We start from the raw sequence: 21,233 nt of genomic DNA, 5'->3' as shown, positions 1-21,233 counted from the left end.
TCGCAGGGTTTGTTGTCTGTCTATCCTTCTGAAACATCGAATTCTTTAGCAAATTTGAAGCCGGCTTCCGAAATGCTGCGACTTGCCCCACCGCGCTTGTTTCGTAATATGCTGACGGGAGCTTTCGAACGAGGATCCATGTCCGACAAGAAATATTACGACGCCAAGCTGAACGATGCGCGTCAGTTGCAGAATAACGGCCAATATGCTGAGGCGAACGCGCTTCTCTTATCGCTGGTTGCAGCAAAGGACGGGCATCTGATGGGAGAGCAGACGGTGCTCGGCCTGCCGCGCCGGCTGCATGCCGCACGGCTGCGTCTTGCCAAGGCCGAAGGCGATATGGTCGCGAAGATCGGATATCAGTATACGCTGGTGCCACCCCCGCAGGTGCTGGAAAAATATGCGCGATTTTCCGTGGAAGAACGCCGCACAATAAACCTCAAAAGCCGGGAGGATGTGCCGAGGCTCATTCATCAGATATGGATTGGTGAGAAATCGCCGCCCATGTCGGTCGAGGCCTGGGCTGCCCATGCGCTGAAGCACGGCTACGATTATCGCCTTTGGCGGGAAGCCGATCTTGAGCGGGAAGGGGTTTTTGCGAATAGCGTCTTTAACAGGATGCTGAGCGAGGGCGACTATCCGGGTGCTGTTGACGTCGCCCGCTACATCCTGCTCGAGCGGTTCGGCGGCATCTATCTCGACTGCGACTGGTATCCGGCGCGCGACGACGTGAGTTTCGATTCATTCCTTCCCCTTGCGGGTCTCACGGTGTTTGATGAAAAAACGCCGCGGAATACCGGACAGGGAAGTATGCTTCTCGCTAATTCCTTCATTGCCGCTCCAGCTGCGCATCCGGTCTTTCGCAAGATGCTGGCCGCCTTTCCCGACATTCTCGAAGAAATGCCGCGCGCGCCGGCGTGGTGGTCCACCGGGCCGTTGATTTTCACCGTCATTGCCCGGCAGGGAAGCATCAGCCTTGCACCGGCAGCGTTTGTCGCGGCATCCGTTCCGGACCGAACGCCGTTTGATACAGTTGATGAGATCAGGCGGGATCTGGCCAAGGATGCCGGCGGGCTGCTGATCGCCTGGAAATCATGGTGAGATTGCTTCGACGAGGTCTTTAGAGGAGCACCAGCGTGCTGCGCGGTGCCGTGCGGTCACCTCGAAAAGCCGCCGGAGGAAATGCCAGACGGTGTCATCATGCACGAGATGATGGGTAAGGATGCCGATTGTGCCGCCTTCCTCGGCAGCGCGCAGGATGCGGGCCGCCGTCTCGGCAAACAGGACATCGTGGTCACGGCCGCCGCGGCTGCCATGCCAATCGATCACATCCACATGCGTATTCAGACATGGCGGCGCTGTGTCCTTCTCCGGACCGAAAACGGAGAGGGCCCGATATCCAAGCCTTGTCAGTTCCCTCACTATATGGGCGTCGATGCGGTTCCACGGGGGCACCAGCATGGGCACGACACGCGGTCCATGCAGATCGTAGAGTTTTTCCAGCCCGGACTGCAGCTCGTCGAGAACGAGGGGAAGTTCCCGGTGGAGGCCAAGCTCCTGTTTCTTTTGTCCATCGCCGGCGTAATTGGTATGCGACCAGCCGTGAACCGCCACCTGGGCAATGTCCGAGGCATCCAGATGCTGCGCGAGCCTGCGGGTCGTCGTTTCGGGAATGACCGCGAGGGTGACCGGAACCGAGAAACTTTCGCAAAGATCAAGCAGGGTATCGAGTGCCCCCGTCGGGTCCACTGCATCGTCGTCCCTGAGCCACAGATCGGCCGAAATGCCGCGACGTCCGCATTCGTCCAGTGCTGCGACGAGTTTTTCGAGACTCATGATCTTCGTGCCTTTGATTGCATCAAAATATCGTTCAGCTTGGTTGCGGCATTTTCCAGAGACCGCTCATGCATGACGAACCGGCGGGCTGCTTTTGCCAGTTCCTGTCGCCGCCTGTCGTCGTAAAGCAGGGCCTTGATCGCATCGGCATAAGCGGCACTATCATTTTCAGGTGTCAGTAATCCGGTGGCGCCAGATTTTACGACTTCGGGAACGCCCGCCACTTTTTCGGCGATGACGGGCAGGCCGGCCGCCTGTGCTTCCAGATAGGCAAGGCCGTAGGCCTCGCCGTGACCCGGCCAGACATAAATGGCAGCTTTCGAGAGAAGCGCTGCGATCTCGTCTGCGGCTTTTTGCCCGTGCCAGACGAGGCGATTTTCAGGGAAGCCGCTGAACATGGCTTGCACCGCCTCGCGTTCCGGACCGTCGCCAACGATCTCAAGTGTCCAGTCTAGGTCTTGTGGTAGCAGGGCGAGAGCGTTCGACAGGGCGCGATAGCTCTCGAGTTTGTCGCCCGCCCTCATCATGGCGACGGTGATGAGCCGTGTCCGTTTCGGCTGGGGAACAACCTTGAGAAAGGGCGCGGGGTCGATGAAAGGCGGGAGCATCGCCCATTGAAGCCCAGGAGAGGCCTGTACGAGCCCTTCGCGATCCCGTTCGGTGAAGCAGATATTGACTGCGGCTTCGTTCAACGACGACAACAACCCGTCCTGCACTGCCTGCCAGCCCATGGCGTTGCGCTTTGGTGAATAGGATGCTTCGGCGGTGACGTAGGATATATTGAAACGGCTGGTGAGTTCCGGTCCGAGCAGGTCTGGAGCCTTGTAGTACGGGTGATAACAAAACCACAGGTCCGGTGCGCCGTGCAACCGCCAGCGCTCCGCAATAGTCTCTACTTCACGTTCGGCCCGGTCGGCGAGGGACGACCGCTCGGGATCATCCGGCTGTCTAAGGAAGCTTCGCAGCTCGGACGCGACAAAAACCTCATGGCTACCCATTGCCATCGCCTGCATCAACAGGCGGGCCATCAACCGGTCGCCGGAAGGAACGGGGTGGTTGGGTGCTTTGAGCGGCGAATAAAAGGCGATCTTCATGCGGATGGTTGTGCGTTGGTCGTGCCTCTGGCGTCAACCGGAATTTGAAGGTGTGGAGCCTTGACAGCCTCGCCATTCTTGGCCAACTGAAAGACATCTTTTGCACATGCGCGGAGCGTGACACGCTTTGACTTCTCCAGACATTTCCCAAGCCCTGCTTTCCAGCATTGAGAACAAGAGCGCCAAAGCGGGCGTAATCGGCCTCGGCTATGTGGGCCTGCCCCTTGCCATGACGATCGCCAGAGCTGGTTTCAAGGTTGTCGGTTTCGACATCGACCCCGGTAAAATTACTGCGATAGATGCGGGTCAGAGCTATATCGAGGCGGTTTCGGATGCCGTGCTCGCAGGAGCCAGGCAAAATGACGGCTTTGTTGCCACATGCGACTTCTCCAGACTGGCCGAGTGTGACGTGATCGCCATCTGCGTGCCGACGCCGCTGACGAAGTATCGCGAGCCAGACCTTTCCTATGTCGAGAAGACCTGTCACGACATTGCCGCGCATCTGCGCAAGGGGCAGCTTGTGGTGCTGGAATCCACCACCTATCCCGGCACGACCGATGGGATTGTGAAAACCATTCTGGAGAGCACCGGTCTCGTCTCAGGTATCGATTTCTTCATCGGCTTTTCCCCCGAGCGGGAAGATCCCGGCAACCGGGACTTTGAGACGTCGACCATTCCGAAGGTCGTTGCGGGTGACGGCGAGGCCGCTGGGCAGCTGATGGCGGCTTTTTACGGATCGGTGGTCAAGAAAATCGTTCCGGTCTCGACCAATGCGACGGCGGAGGCCGTGAAGATTACAGAGAATGTCTTCCGCGCCGTCAATATTGCGCTCGTCAACGAACTTAAGGTCGTCTACGAGGCCATGGGTATCGATATATGGGAAGTCATCGATGCGGCAAAAACCAAGCCGTTCGGTTTCATGCCATTTTATCCCGGCCCCGGTCTTGGCGGTCACTGCATACCGATCGACCCTTTCTATCTCACTTGGAAATCTCGCGAATATGAATTGCCAACGCGGTTCATCGAGCTTGCAGGTGAAATCAACACCGGCATGCCGCGCCACGTTGTGGGGCGGGTTGCGGAAGCGCTCGACATCCATTCCGGCAAGGCGCTCAGCCGCTCGAAGGTGCTGGTCGTCGGTCTCGCCTACAAGAAAAATGTGCCCGATATTCGTGAAAGCCCTTCATTGAAGCTCATCGAGCTTGTTCAGGAGCGCGGTGGCGAAGCGGCCTATTTTGATCCGCATGTGGCCGAAATCCCGAAGACACGGGAATACAGCCACCTGATGGGCATGAAGTCCGTCTCCTGGGACAGGCAGTCCATCAGCGCTTTCGATGCTGTTCTGGTTGCGACCGACCATGACAATGTGGACTATGCCGACCTTGCCGAATGGGCTCCGCTGATCATCGACACGCGAAACGCCTTCGCGCGCCGGGGCATTTCCGCAAGACACATCATCAAGGCCTGATAACGGACGGATCATGAGCAGACTGGACAGTTTCATTCGCCGGTTGACCGCGCAGCGTGACATTCTCAATCATGTCGCCGCCAATCTTGATATGCCGCATGAGGGTGCGCTCATGGAAATCGGCCTTGGAAACGGGCGAACTTTCAATCATCTGCGGGAACTGTTTCCGGGGCGCAGGATCATTGCGTTTGACAGGGCCATGGGTGCCCATGCTTCGTCCGTTCCGGCAGACGAAGACCTGGTGATCGGCGAGATATCGCAGACCGCTCCCGCATTCGTCGGTGCGGAAGCGGCAATGGTGCATGCCGATATCGGCACGGGCTATCCGGAAAAAGATGCGATCACATTGACATGGTTGCCCGATCTCGCCGCCGGCATGCTGGCGAAAGGCGGCGTCGCTGTCAGCGGTCTGCCTCTCGATCATCCCCTGCTGAAACCGTTGCCGGTTCCGGAGAGCGTGCCGACAGACCGTTATTTTCTCTATCGCAAGATATAAAAGATCGGTCCGGCCGCAAACTTCCGGGTCCTGTCACAAATAGCGTTCGCTCTCTTCCTCCGAGAGTAGAAACACCTTCATTTGTGAGTTTCGACCGCGAATGGAGACCTGTTCGCTTCTGAGATCGGCAATATCCTGTCCCGCCTGTATGATGGCCGGTTCGGAGACCACGATTGCGGCGCCAAATTCCTTGGCTTTGGATTCAAGCCTGCTTGCCACGTTGACGGTATCGCCAATGGCCGTCAGCGTTTTGGCAGCCCCATATCCCATGACCCCGACGATGCTCGGACCTGCGTGAATGCCAACCACCACCTCAAGACGCACGGCGAATTGTTTCTCCAGCCCTTCGTTCAGGATCGCAATATCCCGCAATATGATTGCTGCCGCCTTCATGGCATTGCGACAGGCGTGCTGGCTGTCGTCGCCTAGTCCAAAAAGCGCCATGGCGCCGTCACCGATAAATTTGTCGAGATGGCCCCCCGCCTGTTCGACGGCCTGGCCGACGATGGTGAAATAGCGGTTCAGGAGAAAGACGACATCGTAGGGCAGCTTCGCTTCCGACAAAGTCGTGAAATTGCGTAGATCGCAGAAGAGAATGGCGATCTCCTCTTCTCGGCCCGGCCGGGCCGGCTGGGCGTCCGCCGGCAGGTCACTGTGCTGGGGCGGTGAAACCAGAAGGGCAACGCCGAGATCATGGGTGGGACGCAGCTGGCAGCCGAGCCGCACATCCGAATCGGCATGGATGCGTCTTAATGTGGTTTGCTCGATGTCTCCGGGCGGAGGGAGCTGCCCCTTGCTTTCCATGACTCTCACCCGGCAGGTCGAACATCGTCCTTTACCGCCGCATACGGAATAATGCGGGATGCCTGCCAGACGGCTGGCTTCCAGAATGCTGAGTCCCGCCGGCACGCGCGCCTGCGCACCATGTTCGTAGCGGATTTCGATGGCCGTCAACCGCTGTCGCCAGCTTCTTACACCGCGCATCGCGAAGACCAGCATCACCGCGCCGGCAAAAATCGCCTCTGTCGTCCCGGTGATAAACCGGATTCGTGTTTCCATCTCCCGCTGCAGCGGAAGTTCGTCTCTCTGAACGATCGTGTCGCCCAGTCCCGGAGGAAGCGCATATTTGCGGTCGACTTCCTCGAGCCAACGGCCGGCATCGCTGAAGCCCAGCAGCGCCAGAAGCGGCAGCATCACAGCTATGGTCATGAAGATGCCGGCGATTTTCGGGTACCAGTCGCGATAACGCAGCCAGAAATAGAGGCCGATACATCCGTGTATCCAGATGACGATCAGGGCGAGACTTTGCCACGCGCCTCCCACGGGATTGTTGATCCAGAGCCGGCGGACGACGGTATAATAACCGATGTCGATGCCGTAGAGCATGTGCGACACGCGGATGTTCACTGCATGGCTCAGAATGAGGAAGGGGATCGACAGGCCGAAGATGACCTGAAGCGCTTCACGAAGCGGCATGCGCAACGTTCGACGCTGGTAAAGCGAGCGCAGGACCAGGCTGACATGCACCAGGACCGATCCGTAGAAAAGCAGGCTGCTAACAGGGTTGAGCCAGATGAGGCTGAACCATTTTCGAGCCCGTTCGGCGGTGTCGATGGAAATGAGCGCAAGGGAATGATTGAAAAGATGCGAAAAGACAAAGGCAAATATAATCAGGCCGGATAAAATCCGGGCGCGTCTCAAACTGGTTTCCGAAAAGAAACGGATCATGCAAATCCCATCGTGAGGTCGTTCGGCCCAGAATCATCAGTCGGTCGATCGTCGCGTCTTTAGTGCATGACATCTCGTGGCAATATCGTGGAGCAAACGAGCGGCGATGGTCAATTATGCGTGTTTAAGTACCCGAAGCCACCAATGACTGGTGAGGCCTCTTCAGATTTCCGGTCAAATAGTCACGCGAAGTCAAAAACACCATGACGGCGGCTATCAGATTTCGATGACCTGACCGTCCATGGCTGCGAATGCGCCGCTGAACAGGGCTTTCGCCTGTTTTTCGATCATGTCCAGCTCTTCGTCGCTGCGGCTTGGGGCATGATGGATGAAACCGACATTTTTCGCATCGGCCAACTGGGCGAGGCGGATCGCCTGCTGCCAGGACGAATGGCCATAGCCGCGATAAAGGCCCATCTCGTCATCGGTAAACATGGCGTCATAAAGGAAAAGATCGGTATCCCGGATGAGATCAAGCACAGTTTCGTCGATGCCGCCGGGCTCGTGTTCGGTATCGGTGATGATGGCGAGGGACTTTCCCTCCCAGTCCAGCCGGTATCCGACGGCGTTGCCAGGATGGTTCAGCATGCCGGTTCGGATCGAGAGGCCCGGATGAACGTCTAGGGTATCACCGGGCATGAAATCCCGCGTGTCGATTTTTGCGCAGCAAATTTCCAGCGGCACGGGAAACCAGGGCGGGCTCATGAAGTCCTTGAGCATTTCCCGTGTCGTCATGGTGCCCGCGAGATGACCCGACCAAATCGAGACGTCATTGCAGCTATTATAGAATGGCTTGAAATAGGGAAAACCGACAATGTGGTCGTAGTGGCAATGGGAGAAGAAAAGATCGACGTCGGTAACCCCTTCCGCCCGAAGCGCCATGCCTGCGGGATGAAGTCCCGACCCCGCATCGAACAAAAGAACATGGTCGCCGCATCGAACCTCGATGCAGATGGTATTCCCACCGTATTTTCGGAAGTTTTCACCTGAAACAGGAAGCGTTCCCCGCGCCCCCCAGATCTTCACCCGAAAATTTCTGTTACTTTCCCGACCCGCAGTGTCGGAATTGAACGCCATGACACACCCCAATGACAACGGAATCTTGCACGCTTTCCTCCCATGAAGCCCGTTGTCTCTATAGATCTTATTTCCCGCCCTTTTTGGGCGGATGCCTTTACCCCTTATTCAGTCAGCATTTCATTTATATTGCAATAGTACGACATTTATTTTTCCAATATCGACCGCCGGGGGAGCATAGAATTGCCGCTTATGTTCTGGCGTTTGTCCTGGCTTTGCTGAGTTCAGCCGTCGTCTGGGTGAGACGTTCGGCCAGAACGCGCATGACCTTGATAGTGATATCGGGGAAATCGGACATCAGCTTGAAGAATTGTTCCTTGCCGATCCGAAGAGCTTCCACATTGGTGGAGGCGCGGACGGTGGCGGTTCTGACGCTGTCGCAGAGAATTGCGATTTCCCCGACGATGGCGTTGCCCGTCATTTCCGCCACTTTCAAAGTACCAGAGGGAGAATCGACAAGAACATCAACCTTTCCGGTCAGCAGCACATAGGCCGCGTCGCCGACGTCACCCTGCCGGAACAGCACGTCGCCGGCGTGATAGGAAACGCGGTCCGATGCGAATGCGAGCAGTTTCAACTTGGAGGGTTCCATTTCGGAAAAAAACGGCACCCTTTTCAGCATCTGAATTTCGTCTTTGAACAGCATTGCCTTACCCTGTTATTGTTCCACCTCGGTCACATTCTTGGAATTATGTCGCGACCATCTCCTTGAATGTACCGTTTTCCTCGACCAGAGTCTCGTAACTTCCGTCAGCGGTGATCAGCCCCTGATGAACAACGATGACCCTCTCGAACATGCGCGAGAGGTGCGCATTCGACAGAACCCATATGATCGAGGGGTTATTGTTGTTCTGTTTCAGGAGTGTGATGACCCGTTCAACAATTTCTTCCTGCTGTCTCGGGTCGAGGCCCGGAAGCGGGCGGTTGAAGACGTAAATGTCGGATTTCCGGATCAGCGCCCGTGCCAGATTAAGCTTCTGGCGCTGTAGCGGGCCTAGTCGTTTGCCGCCTGCACCCAGATTGAAATCCAGACCCACCGCCAGCACCCGTTCGTAAACGCCCTGCTTGCGCATGACGTCAGCAACGATGCGGGTGATGCGCCTTGAAGCATCGGTGTAGCGGTGGCTTACCTTGCCAAAGAGGATATTATCCAGAAGACTGGTGGCGCTCATGTATTTGGTCGGATCGTAGATTTCGATCACGTTTTTCAGACTGTCGGGCAGCTTCTCATGGAACATGTGCCGGACCTCGACGATGCGGTTCATGATTTCCGGCGTCAGCAGGCCGAAACGCTGGCGGGGCTCGATATAGAAGAAGCTCAGCCGCAGCATCGCGCGTTTTTCGCTTTCATTGGCCTCGTCGAAATTCCGGCCCTGAAGGCGTTGCAGCATCTGCTGATAGACCGGAATATCGTCAGGCGTCATGAAGGTGAGCTGCTGGAAGAAGGGGTGATCCCCCGGCAGATCGGCGAAGATTTCCACGATGTTCTCGGCGATCGTGTAGCCCATTTCGAACAGGGTTTTGACCAGGCCGGTCTCGCGCATCAAAGAGCGGAAATAGTCGCTTTCGATGACCGTCCTGATTGACTGGGACGAGTCCCGCATGGTGCCGAAAAGCAGGTTTTCGCCGACCGTCGCCTCGCTATTGTAGCTCTCCAGCTCGAAAGGCGCGATCAGGCCGCTCAGATTTTCCTTTTCCAGCTCGGCGCGCAGGACATGTCGCAATTCAACGATCCGGGCGGCGAGATGCAGGTCTGTCAACGGGTCGATCGACGATCGCAGGGCGAATTCCAGAATATCCTGCGACAGTTCCACACTGTCGAGAACAGCTAGAATGGCCTGTATGAGATTTTCCGGTTTGCCGTCGCCTGCCGGACTCGAAGCATAATCGATCCATTCGCTGTTGATGTCGATCAGCGGATTGCCGGCCATCTTCGCTTCACGGATTTCCCATTTGCGATGGTCCAGCGCCGCGCCCTCATAGTTTTTCTCTGCAAGCGGCGCGTGTTTGAGACCGTATAGCAGGTTGTCCTTCAGGCTGGCATGGAAGAAATAGCTGTCCGAGGACACGTAGGAGATGCGCCGTCCCGTCAGCGATTCCGGCAATTCCAGAATGTCGACGTCGTTGATGCTGATCTTGCCTGAGCTCGGCCAGAGCGTGCGGCCTATCGCATCCGCCAGTGCCTCGCCTCCGGCACCACCGACGATGGCGATAACCTCACCCGGCTCCATCTTGAGGGATGCCTGTTCCAGAAGCCGGCTGCCGCTATCGTCTTCGAGCGTCAGATTGGCGACGACGAGCGGTGCGCTGATGGCTGCGACGGCACCGGGAGAAAGTTTCTGCACCTTCTCGTCGATCATGTTCGGCGCATCGAACTGTTCGAAGACCTGCTCGTACTTTACCTGCACATCCTGCCGGGCCTGATCCCAGTCGATCAGCTCCTTCAGCGGCCCTGGCAGTTCCTTATAGGCGTTGATGACGGCGACCAGCTGCCCCACATCGAGGCTGCCCTTCAGGGTCAGATATCCGCCCAGCGCATAAAAGAAGAAGGGGGTCAGCTGGGCAAGGAAGTTGTTGATGAATTTGACCAGAAACTTCCACTGGTAGAGATCGTAGCGAATCTTGAAGATGTCGCCGAGGCGATGCGAAGCATCCGCACGCTCGTAATTGGACGTGTCATAGGCATGAATCGTGCCGATGCCGTCGACCATTTCACCGATACGTCCGGCGAGCTGGCGTGCACTCAGCTGCCGCTGACGGCCGAGTTCGATGAGGCGGCGGCGCATCTTGGGAATGATGCCGACCTGAATTGCCGCCATGAAGGCCGCGATCAGGCCGAGCCAGAAGTTCTGCACGAGAATGAAGAAGAGGGCGGAGAGCGCCTGGCCGCCGAGAAGGGCCGGCTGCACGAAGGCGTCGCCGGTAAAACCGCCGAGCGGCTCTACCTCGTCCTTCACCATGCTGGAGATTTCTGCACCCTTCACCCGTTTGAAATGGCTGGGCGGAAACCTCAGGATCTTGTCGATAAGTTCGAAGCGAATACGCCGCAGAAGCCGTTCGCCAAGCCGGCCCTTGTAGGTATTGATGTAATATTTGAAGAGCCCATTGATGATAACAAGCGCAAGGAACGTCAGGCTGAGCGCCATCAGCATCGACATGCGGTTGAGCTCAAGCCCCGGGAACAGGGTCACGGTGCCCCAATAGGGGATATCGACCGTGAGATGCATGAAGAGCTGGGTTGCATTCGCTCCTTCGAAGCCGTCTCCCTGAATGGGGCCGTTGACGATCTGCTTGGGCAGGTCGAAGGCGAGGAAATAAGGGATCATGGACAGGGCGACGATCAGCAGGATGAAAAGCTGCTGCCGCTTGGTATGCGACCAGATGTAACGCGTAAGGCTTTGTTCCATATAAAACTTCTATGACCTGTCGGGGCGGGCCCGGCGTGTTGGTTTGCGCGGTGTCTAGATGATCCGGCGGCCGGGTGGCGCAACCTCCTCCTGCAAATAGGTATGTGACTCGCTATTTATCAGCATATTCAAGCGGTTTCGAGAAAAATAGCGGCTCAAACGCGACCTGTCGCCACGCGAAGCCATTCTGTCTGCATCGCATGCGTTTTCGTCGATCCAGACGACATGGTATTTTTAGGATTCTCTAATGTTATTGTTTTTATTGTAGAACAGGCATTAAGACACTTCGGTATAATGATCCCGTAATGGTTGAGCCCGACGCTGGCGCAATGGTGGCAAGGTCTATGGCAATAGATATTTCAGAGCATACAAGCAGCAATTCTTCCCTCGATGCATTATTGCTTTCCGGCATCGCGGCGGACGGCACGATCGCCCGTCCGGTTTCCTTTGACGGGCTTGCGGGTATTTTTCATCCGGCACGCCAGGACTTGCGGCAGGAACACGCCGTTCTTTTTGTCAGCCCGTGGGGCATGGAGGAGCTTTGCAGCCGCAAGTTCCAAAGGGTTCTGGCCGAACGGCTTGCGGCTTGCGGGGTCGCCAGCCTGCGGTTTGACTATCTTGGCACCGGAGATGCACTTGATCCGGAAGATGCGAGCCGCGTGGCGGACTGGCTTTCCGATACGCGGGCGGCGCTGAACTATCTCAGGCGCCTCTCCGGATGCTCGGGCGTGGTCGTCATCGCCCAGGGCCTCGGTTGCCCGATCGCTGCGGAGGCGCTTGGCGGAGCCGCCAGCTCCATGGCGTTTCTGGCACCCGTCGTCTCAGGACGTGCCTATCTGCGCGAACTGGCGATGTGGTCTTCGATGATCGACGATGGACTTGGCCTGCGTGCCAGCCAACGCATGCCACAGGCTGGTGCAATCGCCGGCATGGCGATGCCAGCCGGTGTGGCCGATATCGTCAAGAAGATCAATCTTTCGAATCTCGATGCCGCTCCGGCTCGCCGCATTCTCGTTCTGTCGAGACCGGGCCGCGTCACGGACGGTGATTTCGCCACACACCTCACCGCAATCGGCGGTGAGGTGGAGGAGGCCGAATTTTCGGGCTATGACGATCTCGTTTCCAGTCCCACGCTGTCGAAAATATCGGAAAATGTGGTGAGCCGGCTGGTGGGCTGGGTCTCTTCTCAGACACAGGCCTCAGGCTCCGCGGCCTGCCCGGCTGATTTCGTCATCAACGCGGCGCAGCGCGGTCAGGGTTTTTTCGAACAGCCGGTGCAGTTTGGTGAGGGCGGGCGACTTTTTGGCGTTTCCTGCACACCGCACGACCGGCGTGCGGTCTCCTCGGTTCTGCTGCTCGGGGCGGCCTATGACCGGCACGCGGGCTGGGGCAGGCTTTCGGTGCAGATCGCCCGGGCGCTTGCCCGGGAGGGCGTCGCTTCCCTCCGTTTCGATGCGGCCAACATTGCCGATAGTCCGCCGGTAAAAGGCGTGCCGGATCAGGTTCTTTACGATGCCGCGCAGAATGACGATGTGTCCGCCGCGCTCGATTTCCTCGAACGGGGCAGCAATGGTCCGTTCATCGCGGCGGGCCGATGTAGCGGCGCATACCTTGCCTTTAATGGCGCGCTTGTCGATGGCAGGATTGAAGCGGTGGTTGCCGTGAACCCGGTTGTCTTCCACTGGCGGAAAGGCCGTTCGGTCGATGAGGCGTTGCACAAGCGGCCCCGCTCCTTTGGGGAATACAGTCAGCGCTTTCGTCAGGGCGCCACGTTCAAGCGTCTCATCAGCGGCGATGTGGATGTTGTCAGTGCCGGATTGAATATCGTCAAGGCGACGATGAAGAAGCTTTCGACAAAAACCGCGAGGCTGTTCCGCCGTGGCAGCGAGGAAGGACGGGCCGTATACCGCGCTTTCGATCTGCTGAAGGCAAAAGGGACTGCCGTCAATCTGCTTTACAGCGATAATGATGATGGTCTTGAGCATTTCCGCTATTATTTCGACGCCGACGGGCAGGGGCTGTCCGCCTATCGAAATGTGTCGCTGACCATCATCCCCGATGCCGACCACAACCTCTCCACGCCTGATGCGAAGAGAACCTATATGGAGACCGTGACGCGCGTGGCCCTAAAAGGAAAATCGCCGCCTGGACCCCAATGACACCACGTCACCGGAAGGAGGCGTCTGAGATCCTGCGGTCTCCGGCACAAGGCCGATCTTTCTGCTCTCGCCGGGGGCAAGGTGGAACCAGTTTTCCGAAGCGCGGTAACCTTCTGCGGCAACATGGACAGACTGCGCCAGACGGTCAGTGCCGATCTCAAGCGACCAGATATCGTTGTTTTGGCTGATGGCGACCTGGAGGTTTGCCGCGTGCAGCGCCTTTTTCCGGCCGAGCGGAAAATGGAATGCATCAGCAATGACTTGTCCGGTCGCAACGTCGCGAAGCCGGGCCACCGTGACATCATGGGACGGCGGGCCGAAACGGTACGTGTAGGTCGTATCGAAAAACGCCCCGAACAGATCAGTCGCGGCAATCGTCTGGCTCTGTCGCGATGACAGCGTGATCGACCGCTTGGCATGAACGACGGGCTGGGCGCCGTCGCGCAGGCAGGTGAGTTCGAGCATGCTCTCGAAGGTGTCGCCGGTCTCGTTGATCAGCTGAATGTCCAACCCGTTCGTGCCCTCGTCGAGCAGATTGACTTGGACGGGGCGAAACGCCCTTTTCAGCGCATGCCAGACGGATTTCGGCCTGCCGGTGGCATCGATGATACCCCAGCCTGCACCGGGAAGGAGGTCCTGCAGGGTCCAGACAAGAGCGCCCTGGCAGGATGAACCGCTGCGCCGCCATTCGGCGAAAGTCGCCTCCATGACTTCGGCCGTCGCGGCCCGGGACATGTCGAGATAAAGACCGCCGTCTTCTCGCCGCAGAACGTCCGGTTCGACATCGTAAAGCAGCTTCAGATAGTGATCGCGAACATCCTCGAAATCCCAGGAGGCGCCGCGATCGCGCGGTGCATGCGCTTTCCACCGTGGATCGTGCACGGCCACGCCGGGTAGATACCTGTCCAGCGTTTCCTGTTCGGGAACATTGGCGAAGGCCAGGCACTCGGCGGCAAAGCGCAGACCGGCGCGACGCGCATCTTCCAGCGGACGGCAATAGGCGCCGACGCCGTAATAATGGCCGACCCCGGTGTTCGGAAAAAAGGGCAATGCGCCGCCGGAGGGGGAATTGGCGACATAGGCCGCGTCAGGCCGCTTGTCGGCAAGAAGTTCCGGCAGAACCTCTTCGGTCAGCGTTCCCTTCCATATCTGTTCCGGAAGGCCGAGCATCGCGCCCTGCTGGTACATTTCACTGCCACCGCAAAAAATGGCGAGCGATGGAGAAAGCGCGGTGGCTTCAAGGAACTGCGAGATTTCCGTGACGATGTGCTGGCGCAGACTCTCGTCCCTTGCCGGATAATCGAAATTGGCGAGCATGGCGTCCTGCCAGACCATGATGCCGAGTTCGTCGCAAAGTGCGAAGAATTCCGGGGTCTCATAGGTCATGGTGCCGCCGATGCGGATCATGTTCATGCCCGCTTCCGCTGCTTTTCGAAGCCATGGCTCGTAGTCCGGCCTCATTCCCGGCAGGTGCACGATGTCCGCCGTCGTCCAGGCCGCGCCACGACAGAACACCGGTTGACCGTTCACCCTGAGGCCGAAACCTTTACCGTCGTCGCCGTGATCGATCTCGACCTGCCGGAAACCCGTGCGTGCAAGGCGATGTTGCGTGCCGTCCAGCTCAAGAACGACGTCATGCAGAGTTGGCCTGCCATGCGTGTGTGGCCACCATTGTTCCACATCAGTTATGCGCAGTTCGCCGGAAAGTGTGCCGCCTTCGTCTAGAGAAAGATCGGCGCTGTGACCGGCGCAGCCAAGCTTTGCCGACTTTATCGGGCGGTTGCCTTGCAGCGCGATGCTAACCCTTCCCGTTCCGGCCCCGTCCAGCGAAGATTGCAGCGTGCAGAGAATTCCGTTCTGCCGTATCAGGCTGATGGGTCGCCATGGGCCGGCGGCGTGTATTTCCGGGCACCATCCAGGCATATAACCCAGTGCAGTGGTGCGGATCAGCCGCAGCCCCTGCGTATTCATCATTTGCGGCCGCCAGCGAGCGCGGGGACCGGTTTTTTCAAGTCGGGGTGCCAGCGCTCTGAAGCAGATCGCGAGTTCATCCGCACCCGTCAGTTCCACAGGCACTTCCAGTCTTTCAAACATGCTTTGGCTTGCCGCGATCAGCTCACCGTTGAAGAAGATCTCCGCGATGGTGGAAAGACCGTCGAAGCGCAGGGTGGCACGCTCCCGGACATCGGAAATCATCGTCAGCCTGTACCAGGCGTCCCTGTCATTGAGGGGCGTCGGAGCGAGGCGGTCGAACTTTTCAGCGGCTTCCAAAGCCTGCGCCACGGTTCCGGGAACGGAGACATGGAGGCTTTCGAGCGAGGCGGGAATATCGGAGGGCGTTTCATAGGCATCGGCGGGCGTCAGCGCCAGCGTCCAGCCTTCGCTCAGCAATTCCTCGCTTTCACCCGGAAGATAGGTCCTCACGCGGCCTCGCTGGCATCAGACAGTTTTTTGCCAAGGCTTTGCATCAGACCATCCCATGCATCCGCGGCCGGATCGAGAACGGTGGCCAGCGCATCGAATTTGCGGCGGGTGACGGCGCGCGCAAGCTGGAACTGCACGGTCTTGGCAACCTCGGAGATTTTTAGCGCGTGGTTCTTTGCCTCAGAAAAACTATCCGCGTCCAACCATTCGAAGTGGCTTGCCGCCAGTTCGAAATTGGCACCTAGTTGGCGTAGCGTATTGAACGCGTATTTGTGGAAAAACCCGAAGGGCCGGTCTGCGACCTTTTCCACCTGTGCCGGAAACACCTTTGCAAAGGCCCGGACCGGGTTGGAGGAAGGTCGCCGGGAAAAATGAAACTTCAGGAGCCGTTCGGCGGTCTTGCGAACATGCGCCGGTGAAGGATTGCCGTCCGCGAATTTCGCAAATTCCGTATAGGGCAGGAAAGGCGGGTCGGTTTCAGCCAGATGATGCTGGAAAAGCCCGTCAAAGTCCTCGCCGGAGAGATGGAAGAAGCCGGCATTGTGAAAATAGTCGAGTTCCCGCTTTTCGAGATCGAGCCGGTTGATGGCGATCGTGGTCTTGCCGTGTTCCTTGCGGTAGCCCACCCCATGGGTATCGGGCATATGGAAACTGTCCATCTCGATCAGACAGATGCGGCCGCGTTCCAGCTGCGCCTGGATGTGGTTTTCCACCTTATCGAAGATCGCAAGCTCGGTGGCGCGAACGCCATAAAGGGCTTCGAGGTCTTCCAGCGGCACCTTGAAGAAGGTGAACTGGTCGCCTTCGAAGTCCTGCGTCAGGGTGAAACCGAACATGGCTTCCGGGGATAAGCCTTTCGAGGCCAGCACCTCGATCCATAAATCAATATAGCAATTGGTTTCCGGCCACATTCTTTCGGAAGAATGAAGCGGATGCTGCACATAGTTTTTGGGATCGAGACCGGGAAAAATCTGCTGCATGGATAATCAGCCCCAGAGTGTTTCCACGACTTTCGCAGGCCATTTCTTCACGTCGAGACCGTGATGGGCAAACAGTGCCAGCGCGATGCGTTCAAGGCCGAAACCGACGCAGGCGGTGTGGGCGACATCGCCATTATCGAGGTTCAGACCCCATTTCTGGCCGAAGGCGTCCTGATGGTAGTTAAAGCTCATGCAGGCTGTCGGGCTGGTCGTTGACGTGACCGGGATCAACAGTTCGAATTTCAGGTTCTGGTCGCGCTGGTTGTTGGCGAGCATCTTGCCCGCGCGGCCGAAGAAAGGATCGTTGGCGATATCGATGGTGACATCGAGCCCCACCGCTTTCATCATCTCAACGCCGCGATCCATCCAGGTCTGGCGGAATTCGGTGACGTTGGCCTCGGTGCCCATGCAGACATATTCGCGCATGCGGAAAAGCTGCTGGCGGGCCGGATCCTTGGAGGGCTCGTGGCGGAAGCAATAGGACTGGATGTCATAGAGACCGCCGCCGGCAGGCAGCGCGCCGCGCTTGGCGATCGTTGGATAAAGCGGGTAGCAGGCCGCTGGCGTCAGTACGATATCGGTTGCTTTCTGATCCTTGGTCCAGTCGCCGCCCTCATCCATGGTCTTCAGCAGGCTGACATGGTCCAGTTCGCAGCCGCAAAAGGAATGGACCGTGCCGGCGAGCTGCGGGAAGCTCTTCATGTAACCGCTTTTTTCGAAATAGGCGCGGTTGATGCCGGGCGGGAAACGGATCGCTTCAGCGCCATCGGCGCCACCGGTGCGGTCGATCAGCCGCTCGAAGGCGGCAATCACGTCCTCGAACTGGCCGCTGCGTCCATAAAGACCGTCCACACCCGTTTCAATCAGCAGGCCTTCTTCGAACAGTCGATCGAGGAACGATGTTTGCATGTCCATGGTCTTATCCCAAGAGGCTGGTGTCCTGCCTGTGAACCAGCAGGAGATTGGCGGAATTGCCGAGAATACGGTCGTTGGAAATCATCAGACGGGCGGAATGCGCGTCGCGCAGATGCCGGCCGAGGCTGTAGGGCGTGCCATTCTTGTAGCCCATGATGCCGCAGACCAGCATGGCGTGGTCGATGATCTCGAGAATGGTTTCCGAAGAGCAGATTTTCACATTGTTCATGGCAACCGCAAAGGCCATCGACATCAATTTTTCCGGATCGCTCTTGGTGTCCTCGTAGGCCTTGATACCGGCTATGATGTTGGATTTCACCACCTGCAGCTTGGTGGAAACCTCGGCAAGGCGGATCGCGCCGGGAGGAGCCGTTCCGGGCGACTTGCGGGCCGCAGCTCTGACAAAAGATTGGGCGCGCAGCACCGCATCCGACGCGATACCATACCAGACGGCGCTCCACAGCAGATGCGAGCTTGCAAGCATGGATTGTGCAGCGATTTCTGCGAAAGGCTTTGGGAAAATCTGCGCCGCCGGCGCTTCGCCGCGGAACAGGAAGCCGTCCGAACAGGTGCCACGCATGCCGAGCGTATCCCAGACATGGGTCTTCTCAAGCGTATACTGTTTTTTCAGGAAGACGGTCATTACCTGATCGGCGGGCGCGGCATCCTTGTGGGCGCGCGACGTAATCAGGATCGCATCGGCGTTGCTTCCATAAGAAATGACCGTGGCGTCCTTCTCCAGCCGGCAGCTATCACCTTCGACTTCGATTGCGCAGATGGAGTTACGCAGATTGCCGCCGATGCCGCCTTCGGTCGTGGCGGAACCGAGCAGAAGCTGTTCGCCGGCGACGCGGCGCATGAAGTCCGCGTGCCATGCGCTCGCCTCTCCATGTTCCACAAGGCTCGACAGTTTGATGTGGTGCATGGCGAAAATCATCGCCGTTGCCGAACAGGCCTGCCCAAGCCGGGCGCAGATATCGGCGATTTCCTGAAGGGAGGCACCTTCGCCGCCCAGCAGTGAGGGGACCTGTATGCCGAGCAGACGTTCCTGCCTCAATGCATCAACGGCTTCCTGCGGAAAGCGGCCGGTGACATCCACCTCGTCCGCATATTTGGCGGCAATTGCCGCAACACGGCCCGCGCGCGCGGACAGCGTTTCATCCTGCGGCGCGACGGTGACGTTCATCAGGCTGCCTCTTTACCATCGAGAATGAGTTTAACAGTGTCTTCAATGGCCTTGATGCTGGCGAAAGACTTGCGGTTCAGCAGATTGTCCGGGAATTCGATATCGAATGCTTCTTCGATGCCGAGCATCAATTGCACCGATGCAAAGGAAGAAAGGCCCGCCGCGTAAAGATCGGCTTCATCTGCAATCGTATCGACGGGGGTTGGAAGCTGGCCGAATTTTGCCAGTATTTCACGTATAGTCGCATTCATTCCGACGTATCTCCCATGAATTTCACATCAGGATGGTTTGTGCTTATGGTTACGTTGCAAACGATAATATTCGCCTAAACCGTTAGGTTAATTACAACTAACGGCAGCATGCGCCATTCCCGCACCTTTGCCAAGCATGGATCGCCGGTCTTGACAAAAGCCTAAGGGTGTTTTTTGCTGGGGCCATTCACCAGGGGTGTCCCGTCAAGGGGCTGAGATTCTGCTTTCATGCGCAGTGACCCGTTGAACCTGATCCAGTTCATACTGGCGTAGGGACGGTGCAAAGACCTGATGTCGGGCGGCGCATGGCGCCGCGTTTCGGCACACAGGTATTTTCCATCATTCCGGCTCGAACTGGGTCTCCACTGTTAAACTTTGGAGCCTCAAGATGAATATCGCTGCCAAGACTATACCGCTCGTCGTTACAACCGGCCCGCATGCCGCCTCCACGAAAATCCATAAGCCGGGCGTTTTGCATCCGCATATCCGCGTACCGATGCGCGAGATCGCAGTGCACCCGACGGCGGGCGAGCCGCCGGTCACGGTTTATGATTCCTCAGGTCCCTATACCGACCTCAACCATCCGGTCCTGATCGAAAAAGGTCTGCCGCGTCTGCGTCATGACTGGATCGTCGCGCGCGGTGATGTCGAGGCTTACGAGGGACGGCACGTCAAACCGGAAGATAATGGTTTCGCCACCGGCGAACGCCTGACGCCTGAATTTGGTGTACGTCATCAGCCGCTGAAAGCGACGGCGGGCAAGGCGGTGACGCAACTTGCCTATGCGCGGGCGGGCATTATCACGCCCGAAATGGAATTCATCGCCATTCGCGAAAATCTCGGGCGCGAGGCAGCGAAGGAGAAGCTCGCGCGTGACGGTGAGAGTTTCGGCGCGCATATTCCTGATTATGTCACGGCGGAATTTGTGCGTCAGGAAGTGGCGTCGGGCCGCGCCATCATTCCAGCCAATATCAACCACCCTGAACTTGAGCCGATGATCATCGGCCGCAATTTTCTCGTCAAGATCAATGCCAATATCGGCAATTCCGCCGTCACCTCCTCAATGGCGGAAGAGGTTGAGAAGATGGTCTGGGCGATCCGCTGGGGTGCGGATACGGTCATGGACCTTTCAACCGGCCGCAACATCCACAATATCCGCGAATGGATCATCCGTAATTCGCCGGTGCCGATCGGCACCGTGCCGCTTTATCAGGCGCTGGAGAAGGTGAACGGCATTGCCGAAGACCTCGATTGGGAAGTGTTCCGCGATACGCTGATCGAGCAGGCGGAGCAGGGTGTGGATTATTTCACCATCCATGCCGGCGTGCGGCTGCATTACATCCCGCTCACCGTCAACCGCGTCACCGGCATCGTCTCACGCGGCGGCTCGATCATGGCCAAGTGGTGTCTGCATCACCACAAGGAAAGTTTCCTCTATGAGCATTTCGACGAGATTTGCGACATCTGCCGTGCTTACGACGTCTCCTTCTCGCTGGGCGATGGCCTGCGTCCCGGCTCGATCGCTGACGCCAATGATGCGGCGCAGTTTGCGGAGCTGGAAACGCTGGGTGAGTTGACGCAGATCGCCTGGGCAAAGGATTGCCAGGTGATGATCGAAGGCCCCGGCCACGTGCCGATGCACAAGATCAAGGAGAATATGGACAAGCAGTTGAAGACCTGCGGCGAAGCGCCCTTCTATACGCTTGGGCCGCTGACCACGGACATTGCGCCCGGTTACGACCACATCACGTCCGGCATTGGTGCTGCAATGATCGGCTGGTTCGGGACCGCCATGCTCTGCTACGTTACGCCGAAGGAACACCTCGGTCTTCCGGATCGTAATGACGTGAAGGTGGGTGTCATTACCTACAAGATCGCTGCCCACGCCGCCGATCTCGCCAAGGGGCATCCGGCCGCGCAAGTGCGGGACGACGCGTTGTCACGTGCAAGGTTCGAGTTCCGCTGGGAGGATCAGTTCAACCTGTCGCTCGATCCCGATACGGCTCGGTCCTTCCATGACGAGACGCTGCCGAAGGAGGCGCACAAGGTTGCGCATTTCTGCTCCATGTGCGGACCGAAATTCTGCTCGATGCGGATTTCCCACGACATCCGCGCCGAGGCGCAGAAGGAGGGGCTTGAGGCCATGGCCGCGCGCTTCAAGGAAGGCGGTGAGCTTTACATGCCGCTTCCGACGCCTGCGAATGCCGAATAA

The 21,233-nt window shown here is 58.0% G+C and carries 16 protein-coding genes and 1 riboswitch; of the genes, 5 read left to right on the top strand and 11 right to left on the bottom strand.

Annotation, left to right across the window (positions count from 1 at the left end; genetic code table 11):
• Positions 1 to 138: 138 nt before the first annotated feature.
• On the top strand, positions 139 to 1,101 hold the full coding sequence (locus FHW77_RS18990) for a glycosyltransferase family 32 protein (RefSeq protein ID WP_004443690.1): 963 nt from the start codon (positions 139 to 141) through the stop codon (positions 1,099 to 1,101).
• On the opposite strand, the gene FHW77_RS18985 is transcribed toward FHW77_RS18990, so the two are convergent.
• Positions 1,093 to 1,836: a polysaccharide deacetylase family protein gene (locus FHW77_RS18985; RefSeq protein WP_004443687.1), complete on the bottom strand. Its 744-nt coding sequence runs from the start codon at positions 1,834 to 1,836 to the stop codon at positions 1,093 to 1,095. The genes FHW77_RS18990 and FHW77_RS18985 overlap by 9 nt on opposite strands.
• Complete coding sequence (locus FHW77_RS18980; RefSeq protein WP_111813927.1) at positions 1,833 to 2,930, bottom strand: glycosyltransferase family 4 protein; 1,098 nt, start codon at positions 2,928 to 2,930, stop codon at positions 1,833 to 1,835. Before FHW77_RS18980 ends, FHW77_RS18985 begins: the two co-directional genes overlap by 4 nt.
• 127 nt (positions 2,931 to 3,057) lie before the next feature.
• On the opposite strand from FHW77_RS18980, the gene FHW77_RS18975 reads away from it, so the two are divergent.
• Together FHW77_RS18975 and FHW77_RS18970 are read left to right on the top strand one after the other, a co-directional pair.
• A complete protein-coding gene (locus FHW77_RS18975; protein ID WP_004443682.1) occupies positions 3,058 to 4,398 on the top strand; it encodes a nucleotide sugar dehydrogenase in 1,341 nt (446 codons plus the stop codon).
• A gap of 13 nt (positions 4,399 to 4,411) precedes the next feature.
• Positions 4,412 to 4,894: a class I SAM-dependent methyltransferase gene (locus tag FHW77_RS18970; protein WP_004443681.1), complete on the top strand. Its 483-nt coding sequence runs from the start codon at positions 4,412 to 4,414 to the stop codon at positions 4,892 to 4,894.
• 33 nt (positions 4,895 to 4,927) lie between these two features.
• Here FHW77_RS18970 and FHW77_RS18965 read toward each other — a convergent pair whose 3' ends face one another.
• From FHW77_RS18965 to FHW77_RS18950, 4 genes are all read right to left on the bottom strand, one after another.
• Positions 4,928 to 6,622 (bottom strand): adenylate/guanylate cyclase domain-containing protein, encoded by a 1,695-nt coding sequence (locus tag FHW77_RS18965; RefSeq protein ID WP_004443680.1) that lies wholly within the window; start codon positions 6,620 to 6,622, stop codon positions 4,928 to 4,930.
• Between the two features lie 216 nt (positions 6,623 to 6,838).
• Positions 6,839 to 7,699 (bottom strand): MBL fold metallo-hydrolase, encoded by an 861-nt coding sequence (locus tag FHW77_RS18960; RefSeq protein ID WP_004443679.1) that lies wholly within the window; start codon positions 7,697 to 7,699, stop codon positions 6,839 to 6,841.
• Between the two features lie 190 nt (positions 7,700 to 7,889).
• Complete coding sequence (locus tag FHW77_RS18955; RefSeq protein WP_004443676.1) at positions 7,890 to 8,345, bottom strand: cyclic nucleotide-binding domain-containing protein; 456 nt, start codon at positions 8,343 to 8,345, stop codon at positions 7,890 to 7,892.
• Positions 8,346 to 8,388: 43 nt separating this feature from the next.
• Positions 8,389 to 11,106, bottom strand: a complete 2,718-nt coding sequence (locus tag FHW77_RS18950) for an ABC transporter ATP-binding protein (protein ID WP_004443674.1) — start codon at positions 11,104 to 11,106, stop codon at positions 8,389 to 8,391.
• A 344-nt stretch (positions 11,107 to 11,450) separates the two neighbouring features.
• On the opposite strand from FHW77_RS18950, the gene FHW77_RS18945 reads away from it, so the two are divergent.
• Positions 11,451 to 13,265, top strand: coding sequence for an alpha/beta hydrolase family protein (locus FHW77_RS18945; RefSeq protein WP_004443671.1), 1,815 nt, complete (start codon positions 11,451 to 11,453; stop codon positions 13,263 to 13,265).
• Here FHW77_RS18945 and FHW77_RS18940 read toward each other — a convergent pair.
• From FHW77_RS18940 to FHW77_RS18920, 5 genes are read right to left on the bottom strand one after another with little or no spacing between them, the layout of a single operon-like run.
• Positions 13,233 to 15,689, bottom strand: coding sequence for a glycoside hydrolase family 2 protein (locus tag FHW77_RS18940; RefSeq protein ID WP_182590670.1), 2,457 nt, complete (start codon positions 15,687 to 15,689; stop codon positions 13,233 to 13,235). The genes FHW77_RS18945 and FHW77_RS18940 overlap by 33 nt on opposite strands.
• The gene (locus tag FHW77_RS18935) at positions 15,686 to 16,669 is read right to left on the bottom strand and encodes a DUF1839 family protein (RefSeq protein ID WP_004443665.1); all 984 of its coding nucleotides are present in this window, start codon (positions 16,667 to 16,669) and stop codon (positions 15,686 to 15,688) included. Before FHW77_RS18935 ends, FHW77_RS18940 begins: the two co-directional genes overlap by 4 nt.
• Positions 16,670 to 16,675: 6 nt before the next feature.
• A complete protein-coding gene (locus FHW77_RS18930) occupies positions 16,676 to 17,584 on the bottom strand; it encodes an amino acid--[acyl-carrier-protein] ligase (protein ID WP_004443662.1) in 909 nt (302 codons plus the stop codon).
• Between the two features lie 4 nt (positions 17,585 to 17,588).
• Entirely contained in the window at positions 17,589 to 18,770 is a 1,182-nt protein-coding gene (locus FHW77_RS18925) for an acyl-CoA dehydrogenase family protein (protein WP_004443659.1), read from the bottom strand.
• Entirely contained in the window at positions 18,770 to 19,021 is a 252-nt protein-coding gene (locus FHW77_RS18920; protein ID WP_003504852.1) for an acyl carrier protein, read from the bottom strand. Before FHW77_RS18920 ends, FHW77_RS18925 begins: the two co-directional genes overlap by 1 nt.
• Positions 19,022 to 19,203: 182 nt before the next feature.
• Positions 19,204 to 19,315: riboswitch (TPP riboswitch) on the top strand.
• A gap of 94 nt (positions 19,316 to 19,409) precedes the next feature.
• On the opposite strand from FHW77_RS18920, the gene thiC reads away from it, so the two are divergent.
• Positions 19,410 to 21,233, top strand: coding sequence for a phosphomethylpyrimidine synthase ThiC (thiC, locus tag FHW77_RS18915; RefSeq protein ID WP_004443642.1), 1,824 nt, complete (start codon positions 19,410 to 19,412; stop codon positions 21,231 to 21,233).

The organism is Agrobacterium sp. RC10-4-1 (assembly GCF_014138475.1).
GTDB classification, from domain to species: Bacteria; Pseudomonadota; Alphaproteobacteria; order Rhizobiales; family Rhizobiaceae; genus Agrobacterium; species Agrobacterium pusense.
The sequence above is the reverse complement of the archived record's forward strand: the minus strand, read 5'-3'. Positions and strand labels throughout refer to the sequence as shown.